Origin of the sequence: Streptomyces sp. RK62, from assembly GCF_018070255.1 — a bacterium.
Lineage (GTDB): Bacteria > Actinomycetota > Actinomycetes > Streptomycetales > Streptomycetaceae > Streptomyces > Streptomyces nigra.
The window spans coordinates 148115-173974 of sequence record NZ_JAGPYD010000003.1; the positions used below are offsets into that span (position 1 = coordinate 148115).

A 25860-nucleotide genomic window follows, 5' to 3' on the forward strand; every position below is an offset into this window, starting at 1 on the left:
CCGGGTCCCCGTGCTACGAAAGGTGTGCTGTGCCCAGTATCGTCAAGATCAATGTGCTGACCGTCCCGCAGGAGCAGCGCGAGACGTTGGAGAAGCGGTTCGCCTCGCGGGCGCACGCCGTGGAGAACTCCGACGGGTTCGAGTGGTTCGAGCTGCTGCGGCCCGTCGAGGGCACCGACACCTACCTCGTCTACACCCGCTGGCGGGACGAGGAGTCCTTCCAGGCGTGGATGGAGGGGCCGATGAAGGCGGCTCACCAGGGTGGCGGGCAGGAGGGCGGCGACCGGCCCAAGCCCGCGGCCGCCGGTTCGACGCTGTGGTCCTTCGAGGTCGTGCAGCAGGCCGGGCCCAAGGGAGCGTGAGGCCGGGGCGGGGCGATCGGCCCCGCCCTCCGCTTCTCCCCGAACGTCCCTATGCGCGCGGCCGTCTGGACCGGGCGACCGCCGCGAGGACGAACGTCACGCTGATCAGCAGCGACCAGGCGCCGAACTTCTCGACGCCGACCGGCTGCCAGCCGTGGAGCTGGTAGGGGTAGCGCCAGGCGCCCAGATAGGTGGCGAGGTTCTCGGCCACCCACAGGAAGAAGCCGATGAGGACGAACGACAGGGCCAGCGGCATCCGCAGGCGCCGCCCGCGCACGGTGTAGCGCACCCACGTGCCCGCGGTGACGGCCAGCAGGAGGGCGGCGAGCGGCCAACGGACGTCGGGTAGCCAGTGGTGGGTGAAGAAGTTGACGTAGACGGCCGCGGCCACCAGGGCGGTCGAGCGGGCCCGGTACCGGACCAGTTCCAGGTCGAACAGGCGCCAGGCGCGGCAGACATAGCTGCCGACCGCTGCGTAGAGGAAACCGCCGTACAGCGGGACGCCCGCGAACTTCAGGACGGCGGGCTCCGGATAGCTCCAGGAGCCGAGGGAGACCTTGACGATCTCGAAGGCCAGGCCGACCACATGGCAGACGGCGATGACGGCGACGTCCCGGCCGTTCTCCCAACCGCGCAGCCAGAACAGCAGCGTGAGCAGGACCCCGTAGACGACGAGCAGGTCGTAGCGGGCGACAGGGAGCCCGTGCAGAAGGCCGGACGCGGCGACGCCGGACATCAGGGCGATGGCGAAGGCGCACGACCGCGTCTGTATCCACGCGAAGTCGAGCAGCTGGCGCAGGGGGGCGCCCACGGGGCCGGTGGCAGTGAACATGTTCAAAAGGACGTTCACCTCGGGTGATCGGTTGCGCCGGTCATGACACGCGCTATGGGACTCCGGTAAGGGTTCCGGGCCGGACGTGTCGAAAATCCGTTGCGGCCGCCCCTGCCTTCCCCGGACCCTTGGCCCATGCCCTACGCACTTCGCCCGGCCGGCCTCGCCGACGCGGCCGCCGTGACCGACCTGCTCAACGAGATCGACCGGATCGAGATAGGCCGGCCCGAGACCGACCTGCACACCGTCGAATCCGATCTGAAGCGACCCGACATCAGCCTCGAGCAGGACTCGTGGCTGGCGTTCGACGGCGAACGGCTGGTCGCGTACGGCCTGTTGTGGGACGAGTCGGGCGGCGAGCGGATCGACGTCGACCACTATGTGCTCCCCGACCACCAGCGGGCCGGCGAGCTGCTGCTGGACGCGATGGAGGCGCGGGCGCGGGAGAAGGCCACGGAGAACGGCGCCGGCCGGGCGGTGGTGCATCTGCACCTCAACGCCGAACCCACCACCGACAAGGCCCTGTTGGAGCGGCGCGGATGGTCCGCGGTACGCCGCTACCACGTACTGCGCCGCCCGCTCGACGCGGCCGGTGACCTGGCTCCGGAGGTGCCGCCCGGCGTGCGGCTGCGGGCCTGCGCCGACGAGCGCGACCGGGCGCGGGTCCACGCGCTGCACCAGTCGACCTTCGCCGCCCACTTCGACTTCCAGCCGCGCACCTACGAGCAGTGGCTGCACGACGTCGACGCCGATCTGCTCGACTGGTCGCTGGTGTGGCTCGTCGAGACGGACGACCTGGGCGACACCGGGTTCCTGCTGGCCCGCGACGACCGGGAGGCGATGGCCTGGGTCCGCAGCATCGGCGTACGGAGCGAGGCGCGCGGGCGGGGCCTGGGCGGACTGCTGCTGCGGCACGCGTTCGCCGTGTTCGCCGCGCGCGGCCGGGACACGATCGGGCTGGGCGTGGACACCGCCAACGCCACCGGTGCCCCGGCGCTCTACGCCCGGCACGGCCTGGACGTGCACTTCGCGGTGGACACCTGGGAGACGGTGCTGGCGTAAGACCCGTCCGCCCAGCCGTGGTGACGCCCCCGGGCCGGACGGCCCGGGTCCGGTTCACCGTCCGGGCGCGCCCGCAGGTCGCTGCTCCGGCGCCCGCGCCCCACCCCGTTCATGACGCAGGGCCAGCCCCGTGGCCAGCGCGCCGACGCCCTCCCATACCCCCACCCCGAGGAAGCCGGCCGGGGCACGGCCGGCGATCACGGCGAGCGTGAACACCGTGCACGTCAACAGCCGGAACGGCACGGTCCAGCGGAAGAACGGACGCCAGTCGGCGAGGGCCGCCAGCACGTAGTACACGCCCATGTTGAGCGCCGCCATGGACGACGCGGTCACGAAGACCAAGGTGTGGTCGCCCTCGGCGCGCCCCGCCTCCGCGACCGGCGTGAACCCCATCACGTCCAGCAGGACGTCCGGGGCGAGAAGGCCGACGACCCCCATGACGGCGGCGAGGACGCCGAAGACCGCCATCGTCCAGCCGGCCGGCGAGCGGGGCAGGGATCGCATCAAGTCCTCCTGGAGGCGCGGAAGTCCGGCTCAGCGCCGGGGGGCGCCCCGGCGCGCGTTGTTGTACAGACGTAGCAGGTGCTTCGCGACGGCGCACGGGGCGGTGTCCACATGGCACTGACGGCACGTCTGCATGTGCTGCTCGTAGTCGGCGCGCGCCTGGCGCACTGCCTCTTCGGGAGATGACATCGATGTCCTCGGGAGTGTTCGGATGGTCGGTCGAGGGCTCACGGGGCGGACGCCGCGGACGCCCGGGCAGACCGCGTGAGACACCCGGGGAGCAAGTGGATCATGTTACTTACGGTAGTGGGAAGCCGCTTTCCCTCATTGATCACTTCCTCACAGAACACGGCCGACGGCTGGAAAAGCCTTGGACGGAGCGGGAGTCGGCGCGGGACACTGCCGTACTCACACCGTGACTCCACGTAGTCGCCTGAACCTGTACAGGGGTGGGATGGGAACGCCTGAGACCCGCAGGACCCTGCCGGGCAAACGCTCGGTGCTGCTCGCACTGCGCCACTACGGCCGGGAGCTCGTCCGCCTGAAGTGGCTGACGATCCCGGCGATGCTGCTGACGTCCCTCGGCAACATCGGCATCAACTACATCGCTCCGCTCATCGTGGCCAAGCTCGTCGGCGACATCGCCGGCGGCGGGGAGGTCACCGTTTCCTCGACCCTGCCGTACGTCCTCGGCTTCATCGCTGTGCTGCTGCTCGCCGAGACGCTGTGGCGGATCGCCCTGCACTGCCTGAACCGGCTGGACGCGCTCGGCATCGAGCATCTGTACGTCATCGGGATGGACGAACTCTTCGCCCGGGACGCCGCGTTCTTCCACGAGAACTTCGCCGGCTCGCTGACCAAGCGGGTCCTGAGCTTCGCCGCCCGCTTCGAGCAGTTCGTCGACACATTGACGTTCCAGATCATGGGCAGCTTCGTGCCGCTGGTCTTCGGTGCCGTGGTGCTGTGGCGCTACGAACCGCTGCTCGTCGTCGGCCTGTTGGTGATGATCTCGGTGACGGCGGTCTGCGTGGTGCCGCTCATCCGGCGCCGCCAGGCCCTCGTCGACCGGCGCGAGGAGGCGATCGCCCGGGTCGCCGGCCATGTCGCCGACAGCCTGACGAACATGGAGACCGTGCGCGCGTTCGCCGCCGAGGAGCGCGAGGCCGCCGAGCACCGCACCCGCGTCGCCACCTCGCGCCGGCTGACGCTGCGTTCGTGGGACTACGGCAATCTGCGCATCGACACGCTGGTCGCGCCGATGTCGGTCCTGACGAACGCGCTGGGGCTGCTGCTCGCGGTGACGCTGGGCGGCGGCGAGCACGGCGTGGAGGCGGTGGTGGTCGCGTTCACCTACTACAGCAACGCCACCCGGATCATGTTCGAGTTCAACCAGATCTACCGCCGCCTGGAGAACTCGATGACGGAGGCGGCCCAGTTCACCGAACTGCTGCTGACGCCGGCGACCGTGCTGGACCCGCCCGTGCCCGAGCCGGCGCCGTGCGGCGCCCTCGACGTCCGCTTCGAGAAGGTCACCTTCGCGCACCGGGGCGGGCGCCCGCTGTTCGACGGTCTCGACCTGGAGGTGCCCGCCGGGTCCCGGATCGGCCTGGTCGGACGGTCGGGTGGGGGCAAGACCACACTGACCCGGCTGCTGCTGCGGATGACGGACGTCGACGGCGGCCGCATCCTGATCGGCGGTCAGGACATCAGCCGGATGCGCCAGGCCGACCTGCGCAGCCTGATGGCGTACGTGCCGCAGGACCCGGCGATGTTCCACCGCACCCTGCGGGAGAACATCGCGTTCGCCCGGCCCGGCGCCAGTGACGCGGAGATCCGCCGCGCGGCCGAGGCGGCGCATGTCACGGAGTTCGCCGACGCGCTGCCGCAGGGCTTCGACACCATGGTCGGCGAGCGGGGCATCAAGCTGTCGGGGGGTCAGCGCCAGCGGGTCGCGCTGGCCCGGGCGATCCTGCGGGACGCGCCGATCCTGCTGCTGGACGAGGCGACGAGCGCGCTGGACTCGGAGAGCGAGATCCTCGTCCAAGAGGCGCTGTGGCGGCTCATGGAGGGGCGCACCGCCCTGGTGGTGGCGCACCGGCTGAGCACGGTCGCCGGTATGGACCGGCTCGTCGTCCTGGACCGCGGGCGGATCGTCGAGCAGGGCTCCCACGCGGAGCTGATCAGCACCGACGGCGCCTACGCACGGCTCTGGCAGCACCAGTCGGGCGGGTTCCTGGACGACACGCCCGCGCGAGCCTAGGGCCTCTCGTTTGGATCATGCCGGGCTCGCGGGGTCTGGCACCGCACCTCGCCGCGTTCTCGTCGGTTGCCATGGCTCCGCCATGGCGCCCTCCTCCGCCTTGCGATGCACGGCACCAGACCCCGCTCCCTGATCCGGCCTGATCCAAACGAAAGACCCTGGCTCCCCTGAGCCCGGCCCGCACCGGCGTCACATCAGCCGCGTGCCGCGCGGCGGCGGCGCACCACGAGGACGGCGGCAGCGCCGGCGCCCACGGCGGCGGCAGCGGCACCGGCGATCGGCAGGGCGGAGCTGGACCCGGTGCTGGCGAGGTCGCCGGAGGCGCCCGTGTCCGCTCCGCCGGTGGTCGAACCGCCGGTGGAGGAGCCGCCGCCGGTGCCGCCCGTGCCGGATCCGCCGGTGGACGAGGAGCCGCCGGTGGATCCGCCGCCACCGCCGGTGGAGGAACCGCCGCCGGACGACGAGCCGCCACCGGTGGAGGAGCCGCCACCGGTCACCTGGAGGGTGATGGGCGCCTTGTCGTTGCCGTGCTCGGTGTCCCACTCCCCGAGCTTGCCGACCAGCGCCACCGAGCCCTTGGCCCCGTCGACGGCCTTGTCGATCCGCACCTTGAAGGTCCGCGCGTAGTCCTGGTTCTCGTCGGCCCAGGGCAGGTCGAGGGGGCAGCGGTAGGTCCGGGCGGCCACCTTCTCGCAGTTCGGGTACTTCGTCGCCGTCGTGCCGGCGGGCAGCTTGACCTCGACCTCGGCGAGCGGGACGCCGTCCCGGTACACCTGCACCCAGGCGGGGCCGGCGTTGCGGAACCCGGCCTTGAGTTCCACGGTCTCCCCGACGCGGCCCTTCAGCGCTCCGCCCAGGGCCTGGAAGTCCGCGGTGTTCTTCGCCGTCACGGGTATCCGCTGGAAGTGCGCGTCCTCGTCGACGGGCGTGCCGGGCTCCTGCGCCGGGACGTCCGGCTGCTCGACCAGCTTCAGGGCCGGGCCCGTGCCCGGCATGGGGCCCGACGTGGCCTCGTCCCCGGGGTAGGCCTCGTAGTCGGTGACGGAGACGGCGAGGCGCTCGTACAGCGCCCGGTCCATGGCGCCGATCCTCAGGCCGCCCTCGGGAGCGTAGGTGACACCGGGCTCCACCTGCTGGTCGAACTCGCACAGCGCCATGGCGCCGGTCGGGATCTCGTCGTAGCCCCAGGTCTTGAAGGCCCGGCAGTTGGAGGGCACCTCGCTCAGGGACAGTCCGTGACTGACGGTGTACGTCATCCAGACCTTGTCGAGCGCTTCGGTGCCGGTGTACCAGAAGCGGCCCGGCACCGTGAACGTGCCGCCCGGCCGCACCCCGTCGATCGGTGCGCTCTTCTCCAGAACCAGTCCGGGGGCGGGGGCGGGATCGTCCGCGGCGGCGGGTGCCGCGCACACGGCCAGCAGGGAGACGGCACCCACCGCGCCGGCGATCCTGCGGTGCACACGAAGTCCTGGGGCGGTGGGGAACATGAGGTCCTCTGATCGAACGTCGGTGACGGAAGGGTGAACCACGGCGGAACGCCGAGTTCACCCCCAAGACGTCCGAGGGGACCGAAGGGTTGTACGACGGAGCCGTTTCATCCGGCGCAGCAGTGGTCCCCGGTGCCCGCGCCCGTCTTCTCCAGCCGGCAGTAGCAGGACGCCTCGACCGGTACGTCGGCCAGGGCGGTGGCGAGCCGCAGTTGCTGGGCCACCATCTGCGCCTCCCCCGTCCGGCCGAGGCGCACCAGGCACTCGTGCAGACCGTGCAGGGACCAGACGTTGTTGGGATGACGGCACGGGCGCGGCAGGGTGTCGTCGAGCCCGAGGTCGGCCCGGTAGACCGCCGCGGCCTCGGCGACCCGGCCCTGTTCGAGCAGGAGGGCGCCGTAGGCGTGCCGGGTGGGCTGCATCCAGCCCCAGGGCTCGTCGTAGGGGAGGTTGTCGTCCAGTTCGATGGAGCGTTCCAGCGCGGCGAACGCGGCGTCGTGGTCGCCCTTGCGGTACTCGAGTTCGCCGTCGAGCATCGCGCCGGCGATGGCGAGGATGTCGGCGCAGGTGTTGTTGAAGAGCATCCGGGTCTCCGGCACCCGGGCGACGGCCTCGTGGAACAGCCGCCGCTCCTCCTCCGCCTCCGGCACGCGGTGCGTCGAGGACAGGGCGACCCCGCGCGCGTAGTGCGTCATCGCCGTCGTGACGCAGTACAGGTCGCGGTCGGCGGGCAACGGCAGGGCCAGGATGTCGTCCCAGCGTCCGAAGCGGATCAGGGCGTGGACGCGCATGGCGAGGAAGCCTTCCAGCCAGTCCGCCATCGGCGGGCTGGTCACCCGCAGCAGTTCCTCGGGTGTGGACTCCTCGAGCTGGGCCACGGTGTCCAGCGCCACCTCGCTCTGTCCGAGGAACATCGCCCCGTAGATCTTGAAGTGGTAGTCGTGCGAGCGGTACAGGGTGTAGAAGTTCATCACCCCGGCCCGCGCGCGGTACTTCTCGTCGGCCGCGATCGCCGCCGAGTTGTCCGCGACCACGCGGCGGTAGTCGCCGCACAGCACCTCCAGATGGGAGGGCATGTGGAGCAGGTGCCCGGCGTCGGGCACCAGGTCGCGCAGCCGGTCGGCGACGACCAGGGCCTCCTCCGGCGAGGGGGACATCTCCATCAGGTGGATGTACATGTGCACCACGCCGGGGTGGTCGCGCCCCCGCGGGTCGGCGAGCGCCCGCTCCAGCACCCTCCTGGCCTCCGGGGTGCGCGCGCCCTCGGCCGGCTCGCCGGTCCTGAGGTCCCACAGCTGCCAGGGGGTCAGGTTCATCAGGGCGTCGGCGTAGAGGGTGGCGACGTCCAGGTCGTCGGGGGCGAGTTCGTAGACCTCCCGCATACGGTCCGCGTAGGGGGCGTTCCAGACGGAGCAGTCCGGCACGGCCCGGCTCTGGGGGTAGCGGGCGCGCAGCGCGAAGATCAGGGCCTGTTCGACCGGGGTGGCGTTCGCGGCCTTCTCGTGGGCGCGTTCCACGGCGGCGTGGGTGCGCTCGACGGTGCCGGCGAGGTCCTTGTCGTCGAAGGCCTCCCAGGGCTTGTTGTAGTTCGGGCCGAGGGCGTAGGCGATCCCCCAGTACGCCATGGCGCAGTCGGGGTCGGCCTCGGCGGCGGCCTCGAAACAGGCGACGGCCTCCTCGTGGTTGAAGGCGTACGTCCAGGTCAGGCCACGGTCGAACCAGAGCTGGGCCTGCGCGGAGGACGTGGTCACGGGGCGGGTGCGGGTGCCGAGGTCGTAGTAGTCCATCGTCGCTCTCCTGCCTGTGCGGGGCCGCCTCCCGTGGCCCGGGGGGCGGTCGGCGGCGCCGGGGGTGTCGCACCGAGGACGCGGAAGCCGGTCCCTTTTCTGCTGATGTGCCCGGCCGGCCGGCGCGTCACGCGCCCTGTTCGACGCCCAGGGCTTGCCCGCGCCGGGCCGGGGTACCCGCCCGGGGCATCTGACGCCCGTCGATCCATGCGGCCGCCGTGGCCGAGCCGGTCCGCCCAGGTGCGGACGAGGTGCGTCCTGGCGCATTCTTGCTGTGTCGCACGCGCGATGCGTACGGACGAGGTAGGACCGATGACTGGGAGCGCCGAGAGCGCGGAGCGGAGGTCCGGCAGGCTGGCGGCACTGCTGATCGATGTCTCGGCGGAGGCGATCAGCGCGTCCGGCGGTCACGCGGCCGGGGTCTATCTGCGTTCCCGCACGCCCGGGCTGCTGCGGCTCGCGGTGCTGGAGGGGCTGCCGGGCCCCCTGTTCCGGCCGTGGTGGCGGGTGCACTGCGACCGTCCCTTCCCGGTGGCCGACTCCTACCGTCTGGGCGTCGAGGTGGCCCTGCCGAACGCGACCGAGACCATGCGGCGCTATCCCCAGTTCGCGGCGGCCCTGCCGTTCCAGTTCGGCTCCCTGTCCGTGCCCGTGGCCGGGTCCTCGAAGGTGTTCGGGGTGCTGACCGTGCTGCGGCCCTCGACGACGGACGCCATGGAACTGATGCCGGTGCGCGAGCGCCTGGGACGGCTGGCCGAGGAGCTGGGGGCGGCGCTGGAGAAGCTGGACGGCCAGGACCCGGACACGGTCACCTGGGACGGCGGCCCGCTGTGCGTACGGCCGCCGGCCAGCCGTGAGCCGTCCGGGCACGTCGGCCGCTTCCGCTGGGATCCGGCGACCGGCGAGGTCGTGGCGGACGCGTGGCTGAGCGGCGCGCTGGGCACCCCGCCCGAGGACGCCCCGCTCACGGCGGAGACGTTCGCGGCGGCCGTCGCGCCCGCCGACGCGCAGCGGGTCCTGGCGGTGCTGCGCGAGGCGGCCGGGGGCAGGCCGCCGGCGCTGCCGCTGTACGTCCGCGCCCCGCACGGCGCGCCCCGCCTGGTCGAGGTGTGGGGTCCGCGCACGGACGCGCCGGGCCCGGCCGTGCCGGCGGCGGTCCGGGGCGTCGTCCTCGACCCCGGCCCGGGATCCGTGGCGGACGCGGCGGCCGATCTGCTGCCGGAGGGTGTGCTGTGCCTGGACCGGCTCGGCCATGTCGTCTACGCCAACCCGCACGCGGCACGGCTGCTGCGCCGTCCGCGCACCGAGCTGCTGGGCCGCACGCTGTGGGAGGGCGTGCCCTGGCTGAACCAGCCGACCCTGGAGGACCATCTGCGCGGGGCACTGCTCTCCCCCGACCCGGTGCACTTCCACGTCCGAAGACCGTCCGCGCACGGGCGGGAGCGCCCGCCGCACCCGTTCGCGGGCGACTGGCTCGCCCTGTCCGTGTATCCGGGCGCCGACTTCCTGACCTGCACGGTCCGGCTGGGGCACCGGGTGGCGGACGCCCCGTCCGGTCCGCCGGGGGAGCAGTCCGCGTCCCAGTCCCCGGGGACGCCCTCCCTCGCGCCGCTGTACCGCCCGATCGTCCTCGCCATCGCCCTGACCGAGGCCGTCACCGCCCGGCAGGTGTCGGCCGTGGTGATGAGGGAGCTGCTGCCCGCGTTCGGCGGGAACCGGCTGGCCATCTATCTGCTGCAGGACCGGCATCTGTATCTGGCGTGGGAGACCGGCTTCCCGAAGGGGTTCCTGGCGCCGTTCGAGGGGGTCGGGATGGACGAGCGGCTGCCCGGCGTGGAGACCCTGACCAGCGGCCGCCCCCTCTTCTTCGACTCGATGCAGCAGCTCGCCGACGCCTATCCGGGTGTCGCGCTGGACGCGCGGGAGGGGGCCCGCGCCTTCCTTCCGCTGATCGCGTCCGGCCGCCCGGTCGGCTCCTGCATCCTCGGCTTCGACCGTCCGCGCAGCTTCAGCAACGAGGAACGCACGGTCCTGACGGCTCTGGCCGGGCTGATCGCGCACGCCATGGAGAAGGCCCAGCGCTACGAGAGCGAGGCGGCCCTCGCCCGGGGGCTGCAGCAGGCGCTGCTGCCCCGGCGTCTGTCGCAGCACCCGCTGATGGAGACCACGGGCCGTTATCTGCCCGGCACCCAGGGCATGGAGGTCGGCGGCGACTGGTACGACGTCGTGGCCGCCGGGGACGGGATGGCGCTGGTCATCGGCGATGTGCAGGGGCACGGCGTCCAGTCGGCCGCCACCATGGGCCAGCTGCGCAGCGCGGTACGCGCCTTCGCGCTCGGCGACCGGTCGCCCGACGAGGTCATGAGCGGCACCAACCATCTGCTGATCGACCTCGACGCGGGGCTGTTCGCCAGCTGCTGCTACATCCGTCTCGACCCGGAGACCGGTCTCGCCCGGGCAGCCGTGGCCGGGCATCCGCGGCCGCTGCTGCGCGCTCCCGACGGGCGCACCCAGGTGCTGGATCTGCCCGGCGGGGTGGTCCTGGGGGTCGATCCGCAGGCGCAGTACCCGGTGGCGGAGCTGCTCGTCGAGCCCGGTGCCGTGCTGGCGCTCTACACCGACGGGCTGGTGGAGCGGCCCGGCGTCGACATCGACGTGGGGATCAGCGCGCTGCGGGTGGCCCTGGCCAGGGCCGGTGCCCTGGGCGGGCGTCCGGAAGGGCGCTCGCTGTCGGCTGTGGCCGACCGGCTCACCGCGGCGGCCCGGCACATGGCGGACCGCCCCGACGACATCGCGCTGCTGCTGGCGACCCGGCGCACCATGCCGTTGCGGCCGTCGTAAGGGGGTCTCGCCTCGCGGGGCGCGGCAGTGTAGACATGGCACATGGTCCGATCACGGGGTCGCTCGGGGGCCCGGTCGGCCGGTCGCGCCGGCGGCGTGTCCGGGGACGGGCTGTCCCCGGCGACGGAGCGGGGACGGCACCGGGGGTGGTTCTCCGCGGTGCGGTCGACGGTCGGCGGGCGCAGTCTCGCCGGTCAGGTGTTCGTCCTCCAGGTCGTGATCGTGCTGCTGCTCGTGGTCGCCGCGGTCGTCGCGCTGGTGCTCCAGGTGCGGTACGACAGCACGCAGGAGGCCCGCAACCGCTCGGTGGCGGTCGCCGAGGCGTTCGCGAACGCGCCGGGCACCCGGGAGGCGCTCGACGACCCCGATCCGACCGCTGTCCTCCAGCCGAGGGCCGAGGCGGCCCGCAGGGCGACGGGCGTGGACTTCATCGTCGTCATGAACACCGACGGGCTGCGCTACACGCATCCCAAGCCGGACCGCATCGGCAAGATGTTCGTCGGCACCCTGGGTCCGGCGCAGGCCGGTGGCGTCGTCGTCGAGCAGATCACCGGGACCATCGGCCCGCTCGTACAGGCCGTGGTGCCGGTCGAGGACCCGGACGGCGAGGTCGTGGGGCTGGTGTCGGCGGGGATCACCACCGACACCGTGGGCGGCACCGCCGACCGGCAGCTGCCGCTCGTGCTCAGCGCGGCGGCCGTCGCGCTGGCGCTGTCCACGGCGGGGACGGCTCTGGTCAGCCGGCGTCTGCTGCGGCAGACGCACGGCCTGGGTCCGGACGAGATGACCCGCATGTACGAGCATCACGACGCCGTGCTGCACGCGGTCCGCGAAGGGGTTGTGATCGTCGGCGACGAGGGACGGCTGCTGCTCGCCAACGACGAGGCGCACCGGCTGCTCGACCTGCCGGACAGCGCCGAGGGCCGCCGGGTCCTCGACCTGGGGCTCGCCCCGGAGACCGCCGAGCTGCTGCACTCGGGCCGGATGGCCACGGACGAGGTGCATCTGGTCAAGGACCGGCTGCTGGCGGTGAACCAGCGGCCGACGCATCTGCGGGGCCGGCCGTCCGGCAGCGTGGCCACGGTCCGCGACTCCACGGAGCTGCGGGCGCTATCGGGCCGGGCCGAGGAGGCCCGCGAGCGCCTGGACATGCTGTACGACGCCGGGGTGGGCATCGGCACCAGCCTGGACGTCACCCGGACCGCCGAGGAACTGGCGGAGCTCGCGGTGCCCCGGTTCGCGGACTACGCGACCGTCGACCTGTTCGACGCGGTGCTGGACGGCGGGCAGCCGGAGCCGGCGACCCTGGTGCGGCGGTGCGCGCTCAGCGGGATACGCGCGGACGCGCCGCTGTACCCGGTGGGCCGGGAGATCCGCTTCGTGGACTCGTCGCCGCAGGCCCGTGCGCTGAAGGGCGCGCAGGCGGTGGTCGAGCCACGGCTGGACGAGGCGCCGGGCTGGCGCGCGCAGGATCTGGAGCGGTCGGTCCAGGTGACGGAGTTCGGCATCCACTCGCTGATCGCCGTGCCGCTGCGTGCGGGGTCCCTGGTGCTGGGTGTGGTGAGCTTCTGGCGGTCGCGCAAGGGAAGGCCGTTCGACTCGGAGGAGCTGGCGCTCGCCGAGGAGCTGGTCGCCCGGGCCGCCGTGTCCATCGACAACGCCCGCCGGTACACGCGTGAGCACGGCATGGCGGTGACGCTGCAGCGCAGTCTGCTGCCCCGCAGGCTGCCCGAGCAGAACGCGCTGGACGTCGCCTACCGCTATCTGCCGGCGCAGGCCGGTGTGGGCGGCGACTGGTTCGACGTACTGCCGCTGTCCGGGGCCCGGGTGGCGCTCGTGGTCGGGGACGTCGTCGGCCACGGTCTGCACGCGGCGGCCACGATGGGCCGGCTGCGGACGGCGGTGCACAACTTCTCGGCCCTGGACCTGCCGCCGGACGAGCTGCTGGGGCTGCTGGACGAGCTGGTGGCCCGGATCGACCAGGACGAGGGCCAGGACGCCGACACCGCCCCGGTGACGGGTGCGACCTGCCTGTACGCGGTCTACGACCCGGTGTCGCAGCGGTGCACGATCGCGCGGGCCGGGCATCCGCCGCCGGCCGTGGTCCGACCGGACGGCACGGTGGAGTTCCCGGACGTGCCGACGGGTCCGCCGCTGGGGCTGGGTGGGCTGCCGTTCGAGGCGGCGGAGCTCGACCTGGCGCCGGGCAGCCGGCTCGTGCTGTACACCGACGGGCTCGTGGAGGACCGCGAGCACGACATCGACGAGGGCCTGGAACTGCTCCGGGAGGCGCTCGCGGGCGCCGGGCGCACCCCCGACGAGACCTGCCGGGCGGTGCTGGAGGCCCGGCTGCCGGACCGGCAGAACGACGACGTCGCGCTGATCGTGGCGCGCACCCGGGCGCTCGGCGCGGACCTGGTCGCCGAGTGGGACGTGCCGTCGGACCCGGCGGCGGTGGCGCGGGTGCGGGCGGCGGTGACCCGGACCCTGGAGGAGTGGGGTCTGGGCGAGCTGACGTTCGCCACGGAGCTGATCCTGAGCGAGCTGGTGACCAATGCCATCCGGTACGGCGGTGAGCCGATCCGGGTGCGGATGCTGCGCGACCGCAGTCTGATCTGCGAGGTCTTCGACAGCAGCAGCACCTCGCCGCATCTGCGGTACGCGGCGATGACGGACGAGGGCGGCCGCGGCCTGTTCCTCGTCGCCCAGCTGGCGGAGCGCTGGGGCACCCGCTATCTGCCGGCGGGCAAGGTGATCTGGGCGGCGCAGCCCCTGCCGTAGAACGGCCCGCATCATCGCTCTCTTGTTCATTGGTACGAACCTTCGGCGCACCCGCTGTTCGGCATGCCCGGCGTCTGATAGGAAACCTTCCTATCAGTGCACGTACGGCAAGCCCTCCTTCCCCCCCACTCAGATGCGGAGTCGCCGTGAAGCACCCCACGACACCTGGCACAGCCCTGCCCCGCCGCACCCTGCTGACCGCGTTCGGCGCGGCCCTGGCGGCCGTCCCGTTCCTCGACCCCCCGCCCGCCGCCGCGCACCACGCGGCCGGACTCGACGACCCGGCGAAGAAGGAGATCGCCATGAAGCTGGTGTCGAGCGCGGAGAACTCCTCGCTCGACTGGAAGGCGCAGTACCGCTACATCGAGGACATCGGCGACGGCCGCGGCTACACCGCCGGCATCATCGGCTTCTGCTCCGGCACCGGCGACATGCTCGACCTGGTCGAGCTGTACGCGGACCGCCGCCCCGGCAACGTCCTGGCCCCCTACCTCCCGGCCCTGCGCCGGGTGGACGGCACCGACTCGCACGACGGGCTCGACCCCTACTACCCGCGGGACTGGGCGCGGGCCGCCGAGGACGAGGCGTTCAAGCAGGCCCAGAACGACGAGCGGGACCGGGTGTACTTCGACCCGGCCGTCCGCCAGGGCAAGGCGGACGGCCTGCGCGTGCTCGGCCAGTTCGCCTACTACGACGCCATCGTCATGCACGGCGACGGCACCGACCCCACGAGCTTCCGCAGCATCCGCCGCCGCGCCCTGGACCGGGCCCGGCCGCCCGCCCAGGGCGGCGACGAGGTGACCTACCTCCACGCCTTCCTGGACGCGCGGGTCTGGGCCATGAAGCAGGAGGAGGCCCACAGCGACACCAGCAGGGTCGACACCGCCCAGCGCGTCTTCCTGCGCGCCGGCAACCTCGACCTGAGGACCCCGCTGAACTGGAAGGTGTACGGCGACAGCTTCCACATCGACTGACACCCGACCCGGTCGCCGCCCCCGCCGCGCTCGGGGGCGGCGACCGACCACCCCGCGGCCGGTCATAGAATTGATCTATGGGCTCATAGACCGGACCCGTGTACCGGGTAAGGCTTGCCTTAGTTTAGGCTTCCCCCGAGTCGATCTATCGCCTCTCGAAGGGAACCTGATCATGCCCCGCCCCCTGCGGGTAGCCATCGTCGGAGCCGGCCCCGCCGGGATCTACGCGGCCGACGCGCTGCTCAAGTCCGAGGTGGCCGCCGAACCCGGTGTGTCCATCGACCTGTTCGAGCGGATGCCCGCGCCCTTCGGACTGATCCGCTACGGCGTGGCCCCCGACCACCCGCGCATCAAGGGCATCGTCACGGCCCTGCACCAGGTGCTCGACAAGCCGCAGATCCGCCTCTTCGGCAACGTCGACTACCCGAACGACATCAGCCTGGACGACCTGCGGGCGTTCTACGACGCCGTGATCTTCTCCACGGGCGCCACCGCCGACCGCGAGCTGCGCATACCGGGCATCGACCTCGACGGCTCGTACGGCGCCGCCGACTTCGTCTCCTGGTACGACGGGCACCCGGACGTGCCGCGCACCTGGCCGCTGGAGGCCGAGAAGGTCGCCGTCCTCGGCGTCGGCAACGTCGCGCTGGACGTGGCCCGCATCCTGGCCAAGACGGCCGACGAGCTGCTGCCGACGGAGATCCCGCCGAACGTCCACGACGGCCTCAAGGCCAACCGGGCGAAGGAGATCCACGTCTTCGGCCGCCGCGGCCCGGCCCAGGCGAAGTTCTCGCCGATGGAGCTGCGCGAGCTGGACCACTCCCCCAACATCGAGGTCATCGTCGACCCCGAGGACATCGACTACGACGCGGGCTCCATCGAGACGCGACGCGGCAACAAGCAGGCCGACATGGTCGCCAAGACGCTGGAGAACTGGGCGATCCGCGACGTCGGCGACCGGCCGCACAAGCTGTTCCTGCACTTCTTCGAGTCGCCGACCGAGATCCTCGGCGAGGACGGCAGGGTCGTGGGCCTGCGCACCGAGCGCACCGCCCTCGACGGCACCGGCAACGTCAAGGGCACCGGCGAGTTCAAGGACTGGGACGTCACCGCGGTCTACCGCGCGGTCGGCTACCTCTCCGACAAGCTCCCCAAGCTGCCCTGGGACATCGACTCGGGCACCGTCCCGGACAAGGGCGGCCGGGTCGTCCAGGAGTCCGGCGAGCACCTGCAGTCGACGTACGTCACCGGCTGGATCCGGCGTGGCCCGGTGGGCCTGATCGGCCACACCAAGGGCGACGCCAACGAGACGGTGGCGAACCTGCTGGACGACTTCGCAGGCGGCCGTCTGCAGACGCCGGGCTCGCCCGAGCCGGAGGCCGTCGACGCGTTCCTGGCCGAGCGCGAGGTCCGCTTCACGACGTGGGAGGGCTGGTACAAGCTCGACGCCGCCGAGAAGGCGCTGGGCGAGCCCCAGGGCCGTGAGCGCGTGAAGATCGTCGAGCGCGAGGACATGCTGCGGGAGAGCGGCGCGTAAGCGCGTCCGCGAGCAGCGCACGGAGGGCCGGGGCCGCGAACCCCGGCCCTTCGCCTCGTCCGCACGGGAAACGGCCGCGCCCAGAAGGTGACCGTCTGTTAACTTCCGCTGATGTTCTCGCTTCTGGAACCCCCTTTCCTGACCCGGCTCCGTGGCGCGCGGCGTGTGCTCGTGGCCGGTGCCGGCGGCGGCTTCGACGTCTACGCCGGGCTGCCCCTCGCCCTGGGGCTGCGCGCGGCCGGCAAGGAGGTGCACCTCGCCAGCCTCTCCTTCTCCGACCTGTTCGGGCTGGACGACGGCGTGTGGGTCGACCCCGACGTCGCCGCGATACGCCCGGACACCGAGGCACGCGGTCACTACTTCCCCGAGCGGAGCCTCGCCCGCTGGCTCGCCGCGCACGACCTGCCCGCCACGGTGTACGCGTTCCCGCTGACCGGCGTACGGCCGCTGCGGGCCGCGTACCGCACGCTGCTGGACCATCTCGGCGGCGTCGACGCGGTGGTGCTGGTGGACGGCGGCACCGACATCCTGATGCGCGGCGACGAGCACGGGCTGGGCACCCCGGAGGAGGACATGGCGAGCTTGGCCGCCGTGGCGGGGCTCGACGAGGTCGCCGTACGGCTGGTGGCCTGCCTCAGCTTCGGCGTGGACGCCTATCACGGGGTCAGTCACGCCCTGGTGCTGGAGAACCTGGCGGCCCTGGACCGGGACGGCGGCTACCTGGGCGCGTTCTCCCTGCCGCGCGCCAGCGAGGAGGGACGGCTCTTCCTGGACGCGGTGGAGCACGCCCGGCGCGAGACGCCGGAGTATCCGAGCATCGTCCAGGGCTCGGTCGCGGCGGCCGTGCGCGGCGAGTTCGGGGACGTGCGCTTCACCGAGCGCACCAAGGACGGCGAGCTGTTCGTCAATCCGCTCATGGCGCTGTACTTCTGCGTGGACGCGCTCGCCCTGGCCCGGCGCAACCTCTACCTGGACCGCCTGGAGGACACGGCGCTGATGCGCCAGATCAGCACACGTATCGAGGAGTTCCGGGACGGGCTCCCACGCCAGCGGCCGCCTCGCGCCTACCCCCACTGAGGCTCCCGCGTCCCGCGTTCCGGGGAAGTGGTCGTCGCCGTCGGAGTGACTGTATACACTCCTGATCTTCACACAAGCTCCACACAGGGGGGATGTTTCTCCATGCGTATACGCACCATCGCCACAACCGCCGTCGCCGCCGGCGCCCTCGCGGCCCTGACCGCCACCCCGGCCCAGGCCGCCGAGTACTCGTCGGCGCTGAAGATCCGCGGCATCCAGTACGACGCACCCGGCCGCGACTCCAACGCCTGCGCCACCGGCAACACCGACGACGAGTACCTGACGATCAAGAACTACTCGTCGGGCTCCACGGTCAACCTCAAGGGCTATGTCGTGAAGGACAAGGCCGGCAACCGGTTCACCTTCACCGCCAACCACTACCTCCAGCCCGGTGACTACGTGAAGCTCCGGGGCGGCCGCGGCACCGACTCCGACGCGCGCAACGTCGTCTACCGCGACAACTGCAACTTCATGTGGAACAACGACAAGGACACGATCTACCTGAAGAAGCCGTCGGGCGCGGGTGCCGACACCCACGCCTACACCAAGAGCCAGAACGACCGGGACGGCAACGGGTACATCACGTACCACAACTGACCGGACGCCGACCGGAAGGCGAGGGGACCCGTCCCGATGCGGATGGTGGACGGGTCCCGCTCACCGCCATTGTCACGACGGTCCACGGCCCGGACCACGGGTGAGCGCCGACGGGTCGGTGCGCACGACACACACCCCGTGTGCACCCCCCGCTCACCCGGTTCACGCGCCCGGTGACGATACTGGGAGGAGCACGCGCCCCCGGCCCCAGATGGACTCATGCCCAGCTCCTCCCGCACCCGCCCCATGACTCCCCCCACCGTGTGGTCGGCCCGCGGCCGTCACGTCGGACCCGCCGCGCGGGACGACCTGCTGAGCGCCCTGACCCGGCACAAGGACGACGGAGCCCTCGACGACTTCCGCGAACGCCCCGGCCCCGAGGACGGCGACGCGACGGCCTTCGAGGCCCGCTGGCGGATCGCCGGCTCCACGACGACCGTCCGCGCCCGGCTGGCCCTTGAGACGAGCCGTGACGGCACGCACGTGTGGACGCTCGTCGCGGAGGCCGACGCCCCCTGGGACCCCCGCTGGCCGTCGCCGGCCACCCTGTTCTGGCCCGAGGGGGACGGGGCTCCCTGGGCGCACGACGCCGCCACCGGCCTCCCCCTGCGCACCGTCAACCTCCTGCCCACGGACGACAAGGCCGTACGCCGGCTGCTGCGGGACGCCGTCCGCGACGGCGGGAGCATCCACGTCCTCGTCCACGAGGCCATGACCACGGACGAACGCGGCCGCACCCCGCTGGCCGGCATGCTGCCGCCGGGCCTGCGGCACCGGGTCGTGGAGCACCGCGCCGTCCCCAGCCAGCTGCGCGTCGTCAACTACGCCCTGCGCGACCTCGGCCCGCAGCTGCCGCGGGGCGGCGCCGTCGTGCTCCCCGGGACCCCGGCCCCGGACGGCTACGACCCGGACGACTTCACCGTCCGCACCGTCTTCCTCGACGGCACCGAGCCGGCCGAGCTCATCCACGCCGTCACCCGCTACGCGGCCCTGCCGCACGCCCTCCCGCCCGGCGCCGAGGACACCCTGACCGCACTGCGCGAGGACTGGAGCCTGCTCACCGTGGCGGAGGAACTCGAGCGCGAGCGCGCACTGGTGAAGATGTACGCCGACGCGCTCGACGCGATGACGAAGTCGCGGGACCTGTACCGGGAGGCCGCCGAGGAGGCGCACGCCGCGCTGGCCGCCTTCCGGGAGTCCGCGGACACGGTGGCCGCGCTGCCGCCCGCGCCGCCCGCCGACCCCGCCCCGTCCCCGCTGCAGCAGCTGACCCGCACCTTCGAGCGGCTCAAGTCCTCCGCCCGGGTCCGCCGGCAGGCCCCCGCCCCCGAGGAGACCGCCGAACGGCCGCGGGAGAACGCCGACCGCTGACGGCGGGGCGTAGGGCCGCTGCGCCGGATGCCTCGGTGGGGCGTACGGCGGTCGGCGGGGGTGTTCCGGTGCGGCGCCGACCGGTTTCGCACGCCCGCCCGAGCAGGTGACCGGCCCGGTTCGCGCGTCTTCCGTCCTGACGGGTGACGTGATGCGGCCGGGTGACCCCCGTCATGCCATGTGCGGGGCGCGAGGGGGAATCCGACCTGCGGAGCGTGTGGCGTGCGCCACCGCCGGGAGGAGGATCCGTGGAGCCGAGCACCCCGTGGATCGCCGTGGTGGCGGTCCTGGCCGTCGTCCTGTTCGTCGCGGCCTTCACGGTCCTGACGCGTCTGGTGCGCACCCGGCGGGCGATGCGCCGCGCCGGGCTGCCGACCGGCCCCCGCTGGGTCTTCTGGGGGGCCGTCCTGTACTTCGTCCTGCCCACCGATCTGATGCCCGATCCCGTGTATCTGGACGACATCGGCGTGCTCTTGCTGGCACTGCGCACGCTGCGCCGTTCGCCCGGGTCGGGACGCCGGACGCCGTTGGTCACGGAAAGTAAGGAAACCAACCACTCGTTCGATTCGTTTAAGTAAGTGGATACCGCAGGGCGTCGTCGGGCAGCGTGACGCGCTGGGTGGCCAGGCTCGATCGGAGCAGCACCTGTGAGGGAGAGACGATGCAACCGTTCGCGCTCAACTACGCACGGCCGGCAGCGGAGTTGGAGATCACCGCTGTGTACGTCTACGACTCCGGTCTGCAGTTGAACGTGCTGCGTGACGGGCGCATAGCCGCCCGCGACCACGCGCTCTTGCGGGAGTTGGGCACCACGACGTCCACGGCGGGATCCAAGACCCACTTCGACGACTGAACACAGGCCGCCGAAGATGACCGTCTTGATTCTGACCAACGAAGAGGACGTGACGGCGGACATGGTGGTCGTGCATCTGCACGCCACCGGTGTCCCGGTGGTCCGGCTCGATCCCGCCGACCTGACCGGCGGTGTCGCCCTGTCCGGCGAGTACGCGTACGGCGCCTTCCACGGGCATCTGTCGTCGGGTGGGCGGATGGTGACCCTGAGCGGCCTGCGGTCGGTGTGGGTGCGCCGGCCGGGCAGCGCGGCGGCGCGGGCCGCCGCGCCCTCGCCCTGGCTCACGGAGGAGGCCGGGCAGGCCCTCTACGGCATGCTGCGGGCCGGTGATCTGCGCTGGATGAACCATCCGGACGCGGCCCGCCGGGCCCGCTACAAGCCGTGGCAGTTGCGGCTCGCCCAGCGCTGCGGGCTGCCCGTGCCCGCCACGCTGATCACCACCTTTCCGCAGGCGGCGCGGGAGTTCGCCGCGCGGCACCCGGATCTCGTGGTGAAGCCGGTGTCGGGCGCGCACCCGCAGGACCCGCCGCGTGCGGTGCCGACGAGCAGGGTGGCCCCGGACGCGGACTTCTCCGCCGTGGCGTTCGGGCCGACGCTGCTGCAGCGGCGGATCGTCAAGCGCGCCGACATCCGGCTGACCGCGGTCGGCGGGCGGTTGCTGGCGGCCCGTAAGCCGACCGGCGCCGACGCCGAGGTCGACGTCCGGTTCGCGCAGTCGGACAGCCCGTGGGAGCCCGTCGAGGTGCGCCCGCGGGTCGCCGAGGCCGTCCGGTCCTACCTCCGGCAGGCCGGACTCGCCTACGGGGCCTTCGACTTCGCCGAGGACGCCGACGGGATCTGGTGGTTCCTGGAGTGCAACCAGTCCGGCCAGTTCGGGTTCATCGAGGTGGACACCGGTCAGCCGATCGCCCGGACCATCGCCGAGTGGCTCGCCGCCCCGGCGACGGGGCGGTCCGCGCACACCGACGACACCGACGCGACGATGGTCTGACCGGCCGGGATCAGAGCGGGGGCGGCCCCGGCGGGAGCGCGGCGCGCTGCCACGCCGGGGCCGGCGCGGCCTGGCCCATGGACGCCGGCGGGCGGGAGGGGGAGCGGAGCGGCTCGAGGACGAACTCCAGGTCCCGGCTCACGCGTTCCGCCTCCCTGCGCACCTGCATGGGGATGTCGCCGCGCTCCGCGATGAGCCGGTCGTAGATGGGGGAATCCTGGAACACCCGTCAACGCGCCTTTCCTGTCGTGGCCCTGTGTGCATTTTGGGCACGGCTGTGAAGTCTAGGCGCCGACGCACACTGAAGTACGAATTCTGCCAGAGCGCTTGACGGGCGACGAACCGGTGCTATGTGCCGGGACTCAGGCTCCCGTGGTGGAGCCCGGCCGGACGATCATCAGGACGGTGACGGTGGCCCACAGCAGGTTGAAGATCCCGGTGAACATGGCGAGCCGGACCGTCGCGGGACGGTCGACGGTCCGCCCCGCGTCCAAGTCCTCCAGCAGTTCCTCCTGGCGGGGCAGGACGAACGCGACGAGAAGACCGGCGGCGGCCGCGGTCAGCGCGATCGACGCGATCAGCCAGCCGCTGCCGAGCACCCCCATGGCCAGCGCGGTGGCGAGACCGAGCACCGGCACCGACACCCCGAGGGCCGCGTACGCCCGGCAGATGCGGTGCAGCAGCCGGACCGTGCCCACCTCGACCGCGCCGTCCGCCGCCGGGACGCGCCGCGCGGCGGGCGGGAACATGCTGGCGGCCACGGTGACGGGCCCGACGGCCAGGATGGCGGCCAGGACGTGCAGGGTGAGCAGGAACTTCGTCATGGGGAACGGGGTCCTCGGGGTGGGCAGCTGATGGCAGCGCCCACGCTAGAGATCGTCCCCGGCCGCGCACAGCGGCGGAAACGACAGGTGTCCACGGATTCCCGCCAACCGGTTCCACCTGCCGTTGTCCGAGTCCCCTGGCGTGCGACCGGGGTTTCCTCACGTGGCGGGAACCTGCCTAGGGTGGCGTCCATGCATACCGTGGCGATCCTGGTCCTCGACGACGTGGTGCCGTTCGATCTGGCGGCGCCCTTCCAGTTGTTCAGCTGGGCCCGGCTGCCGGACGGACACCGTCCCTACCGGGTGCGGCTGTGCGCCGAGCGGCCGGAGGTGCGGACGGAGGGCTTCGGCCTGCGGATCGACCGGGGGCTCGACGGGCTGGCGGACGCGGACACCGTCGTCGTACCGGGCTGCGACCACTCCGGGCCGCCCTCGGACGCGGTCGTGGCGGCGCTGCGCGAGGCGGCGCGGGCCGGCACCCGGATCGCCTCCGTGTGCACGGGCGCCTTCGTGCTGGCCGAGGCCGGACTGCTGGACGGGTTGCGCGCGACCACCCACTGGATGGCCACCGACGAGCTGGCCCGGCGCTTCCCCGCCGTGAAGGTGGAGCCGGATGTGCTCTACGTGGACAACGGCTCCGTCCTCACCTCGGCCGGGGCCGCCGCCGGGCTGGACATGTGCCTGCACATGATCCGCGGTGACCTGGGCTCGGCGGTGGCCGCGCACTGCGCCCGGATGTCCGTGGTTCCGCTCGAACGGGAGGGCGGGCAGGCGCAGTTCATCGTGCACGAGAACCCCCCGGTGCCCCGCGGTTCGGTGCTCGAACCGGTACTGGAGTGGATCGAGGACAATCTGGCCGGTGAGGTGACCGTCGCCGCGATGGCGGAGCGCGCCGGGATGAGCGAACGCACCTTCGGCCGTCGCTTCCGTGAGCAGACCGGGACGACTCCGCTGCAGTGGCTGCTGCGGGCGCGGGTGCGCAGGGCCCAGTATCTGCTGGAGAACAGCGACCATACGGTCGAACGCATCGCCCGGCAGGCCGGGTTCGGCTCGCCGACGGCGTTCCGCGAGCGCTTCCGCCGGGTGGTCGGCACCACGCCGTACGCGTATCACTCCGCCTTTCAGGGAAGAACGGTCTCTCAGGCGTCTTCGGTAACGGTGGGATAAATCACCCGAGTCCGAATGGCCCGCCGACAGTTGGGCAAGAGGTATCGATCCTCCCCCAAGGACGGTGAACGCCATGAACTGTTCCAGCCGCCTCCTCTGCCTCCTCTACCTGGCCACGAGCGCCGGGCTCGCCTGGATCACGGTGCTGGAGATCCGGTACGGCCCGGTGTGGGCGGCGTGCCTGTTCGCCGCCGCCAGCCTGGTGCCGGTGATCGCCGTCGTACGCGAGACGGTGATCGGTGAACAGGACCAGCAGCTGAGGGAGTTGTCCGCGAGGGCCGGGCGGGGCGGTGAAGCGGCCGAGGCGATCGTGCGGGCCGAGCTCGACGCGGCGTGCTGCGAGCGGTGGTGGACCAGCCTCGGCAGCGAGCACGATCTGACCTGCCGTCACCGGTCGCCCCACCGCAGCAGCGCCGCCTGACCGGCGGGTCCGCTCAGGTCCGCCGCAGCACCTCGACCGCCAGGTCGTTGTCGACCGTGTAGTAGGGGCGCACCGCGAACTCCCCCACCGTGGCGGCGGGATACACGTAGATCTCCTTGCGGTCCGCCACGTCGTCGAGCAGTCTGCCGACGCGGACCACGGCGGTGTCCTCCCCGGACCCGGGCCGGACGAAGACGTCCCAGACCCGGTCGCCGGTCCCGCCCTCGGCGAGCAGGTCCGCGTGGTCGATCGTGACGGCGAGGTCGCGGCCGTCGGTGCCGGGCTGTGGGTCGACGGTCCGCTCGACGCCCTTGCCGCCGCGCAGGCGCAGCAGCACGGAGGCCCCTTCGGTGAGCGAGGCGCCGTGCAGCCGGGCCCGGACGGTGGTGGACCGGTCGGTGACGTCGATGCCGGCGACCTCTGCGTGGGCCTCGCGCAGCCAGGTGCGCAGCGCGAGATACCCGTCCTTGGTGACGTAGGGGATGCGGACGGCCACCGGTGACGGCCGGTCGCGGAGGTGCCCGGCCACGAGGACCCGCAGGTCGCGCAGACCGGGGCGTGCCCGCACGCGCTCGCCGTCCGGTTCGGTCAGCAGGTAGAGGTCCCAGCGTCCCTCGGGCAGGTCGGGCGGCGGGTCGAGGACGGCGGTCAGCCGTCCGTCGCCGCCGGTGGTGAGGTCGAGTTCCCGGAGGGTCTTCTCGGGCTGTCCCTTTCCGGGGCGCAGGCGCAGCAGCAGCCGGGGGGACGGGAAGGCCGCCGGGTCGGGCGGGGCGAGATGGAAGGTGATCCGGCCGTCCGCGTCGGCCGTGCAGGCGATGGCGGGCGATGTGGTGGATGCCGTCTGCGTGTTCATCGCTTGCCTCCGCGGATCGTGCGGCGTGCGGCGGAGGCCGCGGCGTAGGCGGCGTCCCGGGCGGCGAAGCCGTGTCCGGCCAGGGCCCGGCGCAGCCGTGCCGGTTCCGGTGGCGCCGGGGGCCGGCCGGTTCTGCGGGCCGTCGCCGCCGCCTCGATCAGGCGCTCGGCCTGCTCGACCACGGGGACGGGTCCGAAGCGGCGCGCGTTGTCCAGGGCGGTACGGCCCATACGGCGGCGCAGATCGTCGTCGCGCACGAGGTCGAGCAGCGCGGCGGCCAGGGCGTCGCGGTCGCCGACGGGGACGAGCCGTCCGTCGGCGCCGTCCTCGATGATCTCGGCGGGGCCGTACGGGCAGTCGGTGCTGACGACGGGCAGTCCGCAGCGCATGGCCTCGACGATGGTCATGCCGAAGGGCTCGAAGTTGGCGGCGGTGGCCCCGATCGAGCCCTTGACCCACTCCGCCTCCATCGGCGCGGCGGCACCCATCAGTAAAGCGTTGTCACTGAGTCCGAGCCGTTCGATGAGCCGGCGCAGCCGGGTGTGCTCCTCGCCCTTGCCGTAGATGCGCAGCTGCCAGTCCGGATGGGCGGCGGCGACCGTCGCGAACGCCTCGATGAGCAGGTCGTAGCGCTTGACGGGGACGAGCCGTCCGGCCGCGACGATCACCTTGGCGGTGCCGTCCGCGGCGGGCAGCGCGGGGTCGGGCACACTGTTGGGCAGCGCCTCCACCCAGACGCCCGGCAGCCGCATCTTGCGCCGGTAGGCGGCGGCGTCGGCCTCGGTGACGGTGGTGAGCACGTCGAGCCGGCGGTAGGCGCGGCGCAGTGCGGTGCGCAGCCGAGGCGGGTGGTTGTCGAGGGTGAGGTGCTCCTGCCCGACGCGCAGGACGTGCTCGGGTGCCTGCCGTGCCAGGTGGACGTTGAGGCCGGGGCGGGTGCCGATGACGACCTCGGCGTCGGTGGCGGCCAGGGCCTCGCCGATCCGCCGGTCCGTCAGCTCGCTGTACTGGTGGTACCGGTACTCGGCGACGGGGAAGACCTTGGCCGGCCGCTGGTGCAGGGGGTGGTCCTTCTCCTGCCGCAGGTCCACCAGCGGGCGCAGCGCCACACGGGGGTCCAGGGTGTGGTTGGGGCGTTCCCGGTGCCGCAGCACCGAGACGATCTCCACTTCGTGCCGGTCTGCGAGTGCCTGGGCCAGGTTGAAGGTGGTGGTGATCGTGCCCCCTATCCCGTAGGCGTTGTGCAGCAGGAAAGAGATCTTCATGGTGGACTAGACCG

The 25860-nt window shown here is 72.5% G+C and carries 24 protein-coding genes; 15 read left to right on the top strand and 9 right to left on the bottom strand.

Features of this window, described 5'->3' with window-relative positions; translation table 11 throughout:
• Nucleotides 1–29 precede the first annotated feature (29 nt).
• Nucleotides 30–362 (top strand): antibiotic biosynthesis monooxygenase, encoded by a 333-nt coding sequence (locus tag KBY32_RS07045; protein WP_115506560.1) that lies wholly within the window; start codon nucleotides 30–32, stop codon nucleotides 360–362.
• 49 nt (nucleotides 363–411) lie between these two features.
• On the opposite strand, the gene KBY32_RS07050 is transcribed toward KBY32_RS07045, so the two are convergent.
• Nucleotides 412–1194, bottom strand: a complete 783-nt coding sequence (locus tag KBY32_RS07050; RefSeq protein ID WP_210979266.1) for a DUF817 domain-containing protein — start codon at nucleotides 1192–1194, stop codon at nucleotides 412–414.
• A gap of 135 nt (nucleotides 1195–1329) precedes the next feature.
• Here KBY32_RS07050 and KBY32_RS07055 point away from each other — a divergent pair, with 135 nt between their 5' ends.
• The gene (locus KBY32_RS07055; protein WP_210979267.1) at nucleotides 1330–2256 is read left to right on the top strand and encodes a GNAT family N-acetyltransferase; all 927 of its coding nucleotides are present in this window, start codon (nucleotides 1330–1332) and stop codon (nucleotides 2254–2256) included.
• Between the two features lie 54 nt (nucleotides 2257–2310).
• Here the strand turns inward: KBY32_RS07055 and KBY32_RS07060 are convergent, their stop codons facing one another.
• Both KBY32_RS07060 and KBY32_RS07065 read right to left on the bottom strand, forming a co-directional pair.
• Entirely contained in the window at nucleotides 2311–2760 is a 450-nt protein-coding gene (locus KBY32_RS07060) for a hypothetical protein (protein ID WP_055619781.1), read from the bottom strand.
• A gap of 30 nt (nucleotides 2761–2790) precedes the next feature.
• Nucleotides 2791–2949: a hypothetical protein gene (locus KBY32_RS07065; RefSeq protein ID WP_181890321.1), complete on the bottom strand. Its 159-nt coding sequence runs from the start codon at nucleotides 2947–2949 to the stop codon at nucleotides 2791–2793.
• Nucleotides 2950–3214: 265 nt separating this feature from the next.
• On the opposite strand from KBY32_RS07065, the gene KBY32_RS07070 reads away from it, so the two are divergent.
• Nucleotides 3215–5020: an ABC transporter ATP-binding protein gene (locus KBY32_RS07070; protein ID WP_210979268.1), complete on the top strand. Its 1806-nt coding sequence runs from the start codon at nucleotides 3215–3217 to the stop codon at nucleotides 5018–5020.
• Nucleotides 5021–5214: 194 nt separating this feature from the next.
• On the opposite strand, the gene KBY32_RS07075 is transcribed toward KBY32_RS07070, so the two are convergent.
• Nucleotides 5215–6480 (bottom strand): hypothetical protein, encoded by a 1266-nt coding sequence (locus tag KBY32_RS07075; protein ID WP_210979269.1) that lies wholly within the window; start codon nucleotides 6478–6480, stop codon nucleotides 5215–5217.
• Nucleotides 6481–6614: 134 nt separating this feature from the next.
• Nucleotides 6615–8294, bottom strand: a complete 1680-nt coding sequence (locus KBY32_RS07080) for a hypothetical protein (protein WP_210979270.1) — start codon at nucleotides 8292–8294, stop codon at nucleotides 6615–6617.
• Between the two features lie 312 nt (nucleotides 8295–8606).
• On the opposite strand from KBY32_RS07080, the gene KBY32_RS07085 reads away from it, so the two are divergent.
• From KBY32_RS07085 to tgmB, 10 genes are all read left to right on the top strand, one after another.
• Nucleotides 8607–11135, top strand: a complete 2529-nt coding sequence (locus tag KBY32_RS07085; RefSeq protein WP_210979271.1) for a SpoIIE family protein phosphatase — start codon at nucleotides 8607–8609, stop codon at nucleotides 11133–11135.
• Between the two features lie 42 nt (nucleotides 11136–11177).
• A complete protein-coding gene (locus tag KBY32_RS07090; RefSeq protein WP_210979272.1) occupies nucleotides 11178–13916 on the top strand; it encodes a SpoIIE family protein phosphatase/ATP-binding protein in 2739 nt (912 codons plus the stop codon).
• 146 nt (nucleotides 13917–14062) lie between these two features.
• On the top strand, nucleotides 14063–14890 hold the full coding sequence (locus KBY32_RS07095) for a chitosanase (RefSeq protein WP_055619775.1): 828 nt from the start codon (nucleotides 14063–14065) through the stop codon (nucleotides 14888–14890).
• A 172-nt stretch (nucleotides 14891–15062) separates the two neighbouring features.
• Entirely contained in the window at nucleotides 15063–16427 is a 1365-nt protein-coding gene (locus KBY32_RS07100; protein ID WP_055619774.1) for an FAD-dependent oxidoreductase, read from the top strand.
• Between the two features lie 111 nt (nucleotides 16428–16538).
• The gene (locus KBY32_RS07105) at nucleotides 16539–17504 is read left to right on the top strand and encodes a DUF1152 domain-containing protein (RefSeq protein WP_210979273.1); all 966 of its coding nucleotides are present in this window, start codon (nucleotides 16539–16541) and stop codon (nucleotides 17502–17504) included.
• A 102-nt stretch (nucleotides 17505–17606) separates the two neighbouring features.
• Nucleotides 17607–18101, top strand: coding sequence for a lamin tail domain-containing protein (locus KBY32_RS07110; protein WP_210979274.1), 495 nt, complete (start codon nucleotides 17607–17609; stop codon nucleotides 18099–18101).
• A 219-nt stretch (nucleotides 18102–18320) separates the two neighbouring features.
• Nucleotides 18321–19472 (top strand): hypothetical protein, encoded by a 1152-nt coding sequence (locus KBY32_RS07115; RefSeq protein ID WP_210979275.1) that lies wholly within the window; start codon nucleotides 18321–18323, stop codon nucleotides 19470–19472.
• Between the two features lie 248 nt (nucleotides 19473–19720).
• On the top strand, nucleotides 19721–20050 hold the full coding sequence (locus tag KBY32_RS07120) for a YkvA family protein (RefSeq protein WP_308293666.1): 330 nt from the start codon (nucleotides 19721–19723) through the stop codon (nucleotides 20048–20050).
• 83 nt (nucleotides 20051–20133) lie between these two features.
• Nucleotides 20134–20325 (top strand): putative ATP-grasp-modified RiPP, encoded by a 192-nt coding sequence (gene tgmA, locus KBY32_RS07125; protein ID WP_055619769.1) that lies wholly within the window; start codon nucleotides 20134–20136, stop codon nucleotides 20323–20325.
• A 16-nt stretch (nucleotides 20326–20341) separates the two neighbouring features.
• On the top strand, nucleotides 20342–21316 hold the full coding sequence (gene tgmB / locus KBY32_RS07130; protein WP_055619768.1) for an ATP-grasp ribosomal peptide maturase: 975 nt from the start codon (nucleotides 20342–20344) through the stop codon (nucleotides 21314–21316).
• A 10-nt stretch (nucleotides 21317–21326) separates the two neighbouring features.
• Here the strand turns inward: tgmB and KBY32_RS07135 are convergent, their stop codons facing one another.
• Both KBY32_RS07135 and KBY32_RS07140 read right to left on the bottom strand, forming a co-directional pair.
• A complete protein-coding gene (locus KBY32_RS07135) occupies nucleotides 21327–21542 on the bottom strand; it encodes a hypothetical protein (RefSeq protein ID WP_055619767.1) in 216 nt (71 codons plus the stop codon).
• Nucleotides 21543–21678: 136 nt separating this feature from the next.
• The gene (locus tag KBY32_RS07140; RefSeq protein WP_115506545.1) at nucleotides 21679–22140 is read right to left on the bottom strand and encodes a DUF2269 family protein; all 462 of its coding nucleotides are present in this window, start codon (nucleotides 22138–22140) and stop codon (nucleotides 21679–21681) included.
• Nucleotides 22141–22332: 192 nt separating this feature from the next.
• On the opposite strand from KBY32_RS07140, the gene KBY32_RS07145 reads away from it, so the two are divergent.
• Together KBY32_RS07145 and KBY32_RS07150 are read left to right on the top strand one after the other, a co-directional pair.
• Nucleotides 22333–23307: a GlxA family transcriptional regulator gene (locus KBY32_RS07145; protein ID WP_210979276.1), complete on the top strand. Its 975-nt coding sequence runs from the start codon at nucleotides 22333–22335 to the stop codon at nucleotides 23305–23307.
• A gap of 73 nt (nucleotides 23308–23380) precedes the next feature.
• On the top strand, nucleotides 23381–23728 hold the full coding sequence (locus KBY32_RS07150; RefSeq protein WP_210979277.1) for a hypothetical protein: 348 nt from the start codon (nucleotides 23381–23383) through the stop codon (nucleotides 23726–23728).
• Between the two features lie 13 nt (nucleotides 23729–23741).
• Here KBY32_RS07150 and KBY32_RS07155 read toward each other — a convergent pair whose 3' ends face one another.
• Both KBY32_RS07155 and KBY32_RS07160 read right to left on the bottom strand, forming a co-directional pair.
• Entirely contained in the window at nucleotides 23742–24581 is an 840-nt protein-coding gene (locus KBY32_RS07155; RefSeq protein WP_210979278.1) for a transferase, read from the bottom strand.
• Complete coding sequence (locus KBY32_RS07160; protein WP_210979279.1) at nucleotides 24578–25846, bottom strand: glycosyltransferase; 1269 nt, start codon at nucleotides 25844–25846, stop codon at nucleotides 24578–24580. The genes KBY32_RS07155 and KBY32_RS07160 overlap by 4 nt, the downstream gene beginning before the upstream one ends.
• Between the last annotated feature and the right edge of the window lie 14 nt (nucleotides 25847–25860).

What these genes read in the sequence shown, in the direction of transcription:
- KBY32_RS07060 (WP_055619781.1), bottom strand. Translation starts at nt 2,760, where the DNA reads ATGCGATCCCTGCCCCGCTCGCCGGCCGGCTGGACGATGGCGGTCTTC.
- KBY32_RS07100 (WP_055619774.1), top strand. Translation starts at nt 15,063, where the DNA reads ATGCCCCGCCCCCTGCGGGTAGCCATCGTCGGAGCCGGCCCCGCCGGG.
- KBY32_RS07085 (WP_210979271.1), top strand. Translation starts at nt 8,607, where the DNA reads ATGACTGGGAGCGCCGAGAGCGCGGAGCGGAGGTCCGGCAGGCTGGCG.
- KBY32_RS07090 (WP_210979272.1), top strand. Translation starts at nt 11,178, where the DNA reads ATGGTCCGATCACGGGGTCGCTCGGGGGCCCGGTCGGCCGGTCGCGCC.
- KBY32_RS07160 (WP_210979279.1), bottom strand. Translation starts at nt 25,846, where the DNA reads ATGAAGATCTCTTTCCTGCTGCACAACGCCTACGGGATAGGGGGCACG.
- tgmB (WP_055619768.1), top strand. Translation starts at nt 20,342, where the DNA reads ATGACCGTCTTGATTCTGACCAACGAAGAGGACGTGACGGCGGACATG.
- KBY32_RS07050 (WP_210979266.1), bottom strand. Translation starts at nt 1,194, where the DNA reads ATGTTCACTGCCACCGGCCCCGTGGGCGCCCCCCTGCGCCAGCTGCTC.
- KBY32_RS07055 (WP_210979267.1), top strand. Translation starts at nt 1,330, where the DNA reads ATGCCCTACGCACTTCGCCCGGCCGGCCTCGCCGACGCGGCCGCCGTG.
- tgmA (WP_055619769.1), top strand. Translation starts at nt 20,134, where the DNA reads ATGCAACCGTTCGCGCTCAACTACGCACGGCCGGCAGCGGAGTTGGAG.
- KBY32_RS07065 (WP_181890321.1), bottom strand. Translation starts at nt 2,949, where the DNA reads ATGTCATCTCCCGAAGAGGCAGTGCGCCAGGCGCGCGCCGACTACGAG.
- KBY32_RS07070 (WP_210979268.1), top strand. Translation starts at nt 3,215, where the DNA reads ATGGGAACGCCTGAGACCCGCAGGACCCTGCCGGGCAAACGCTCGGTG.
- KBY32_RS07105 (WP_210979273.1), top strand. Translation starts at nt 16,539, where the DNA reads ATGTTCTCGCTTCTGGAACCCCCTTTCCTGACCCGGCTCCGTGGCGCG.
- KBY32_RS07110 (WP_210979274.1), top strand. Translation starts at nt 17,607, where the DNA reads ATGCGTATACGCACCATCGCCACAACCGCCGTCGCCGCCGGCGCCCTC.
- KBY32_RS07145 (WP_210979276.1), top strand. Translation starts at nt 22,333, where the DNA reads ATGCATACCGTGGCGATCCTGGTCCTCGACGACGTGGTGCCGTTCGAT.
- KBY32_RS07140 (WP_115506545.1), bottom strand. Translation starts at nt 22,140, where the DNA reads ATGACGAAGTTCCTGCTCACCCTGCACGTCCTGGCCGCCATCCTGGCC.
- KBY32_RS07115 (WP_210979275.1), top strand. Translation starts at nt 18,321, where the DNA reads ATGCCCAGCTCCTCCCGCACCCGCCCCATGACTCCCCCCACCGTGTGG.
- KBY32_RS07150 (WP_210979277.1), top strand. Translation starts at nt 23,381, where the DNA reads ATGAACTGTTCCAGCCGCCTCCTCTGCCTCCTCTACCTGGCCACGAGC.
- KBY32_RS07155 (WP_210979278.1), bottom strand. Translation starts at nt 24,581, where the DNA reads ATGAACACGCAGACGGCATCCACCACATCGCCCGCCATCGCCTGCACG.
- KBY32_RS07080 (WP_210979270.1), bottom strand. Translation starts at nt 8,294, where the DNA reads ATGGACTACTACGACCTCGGCACCCGCACCCGCCCCGTGACCACGTCC.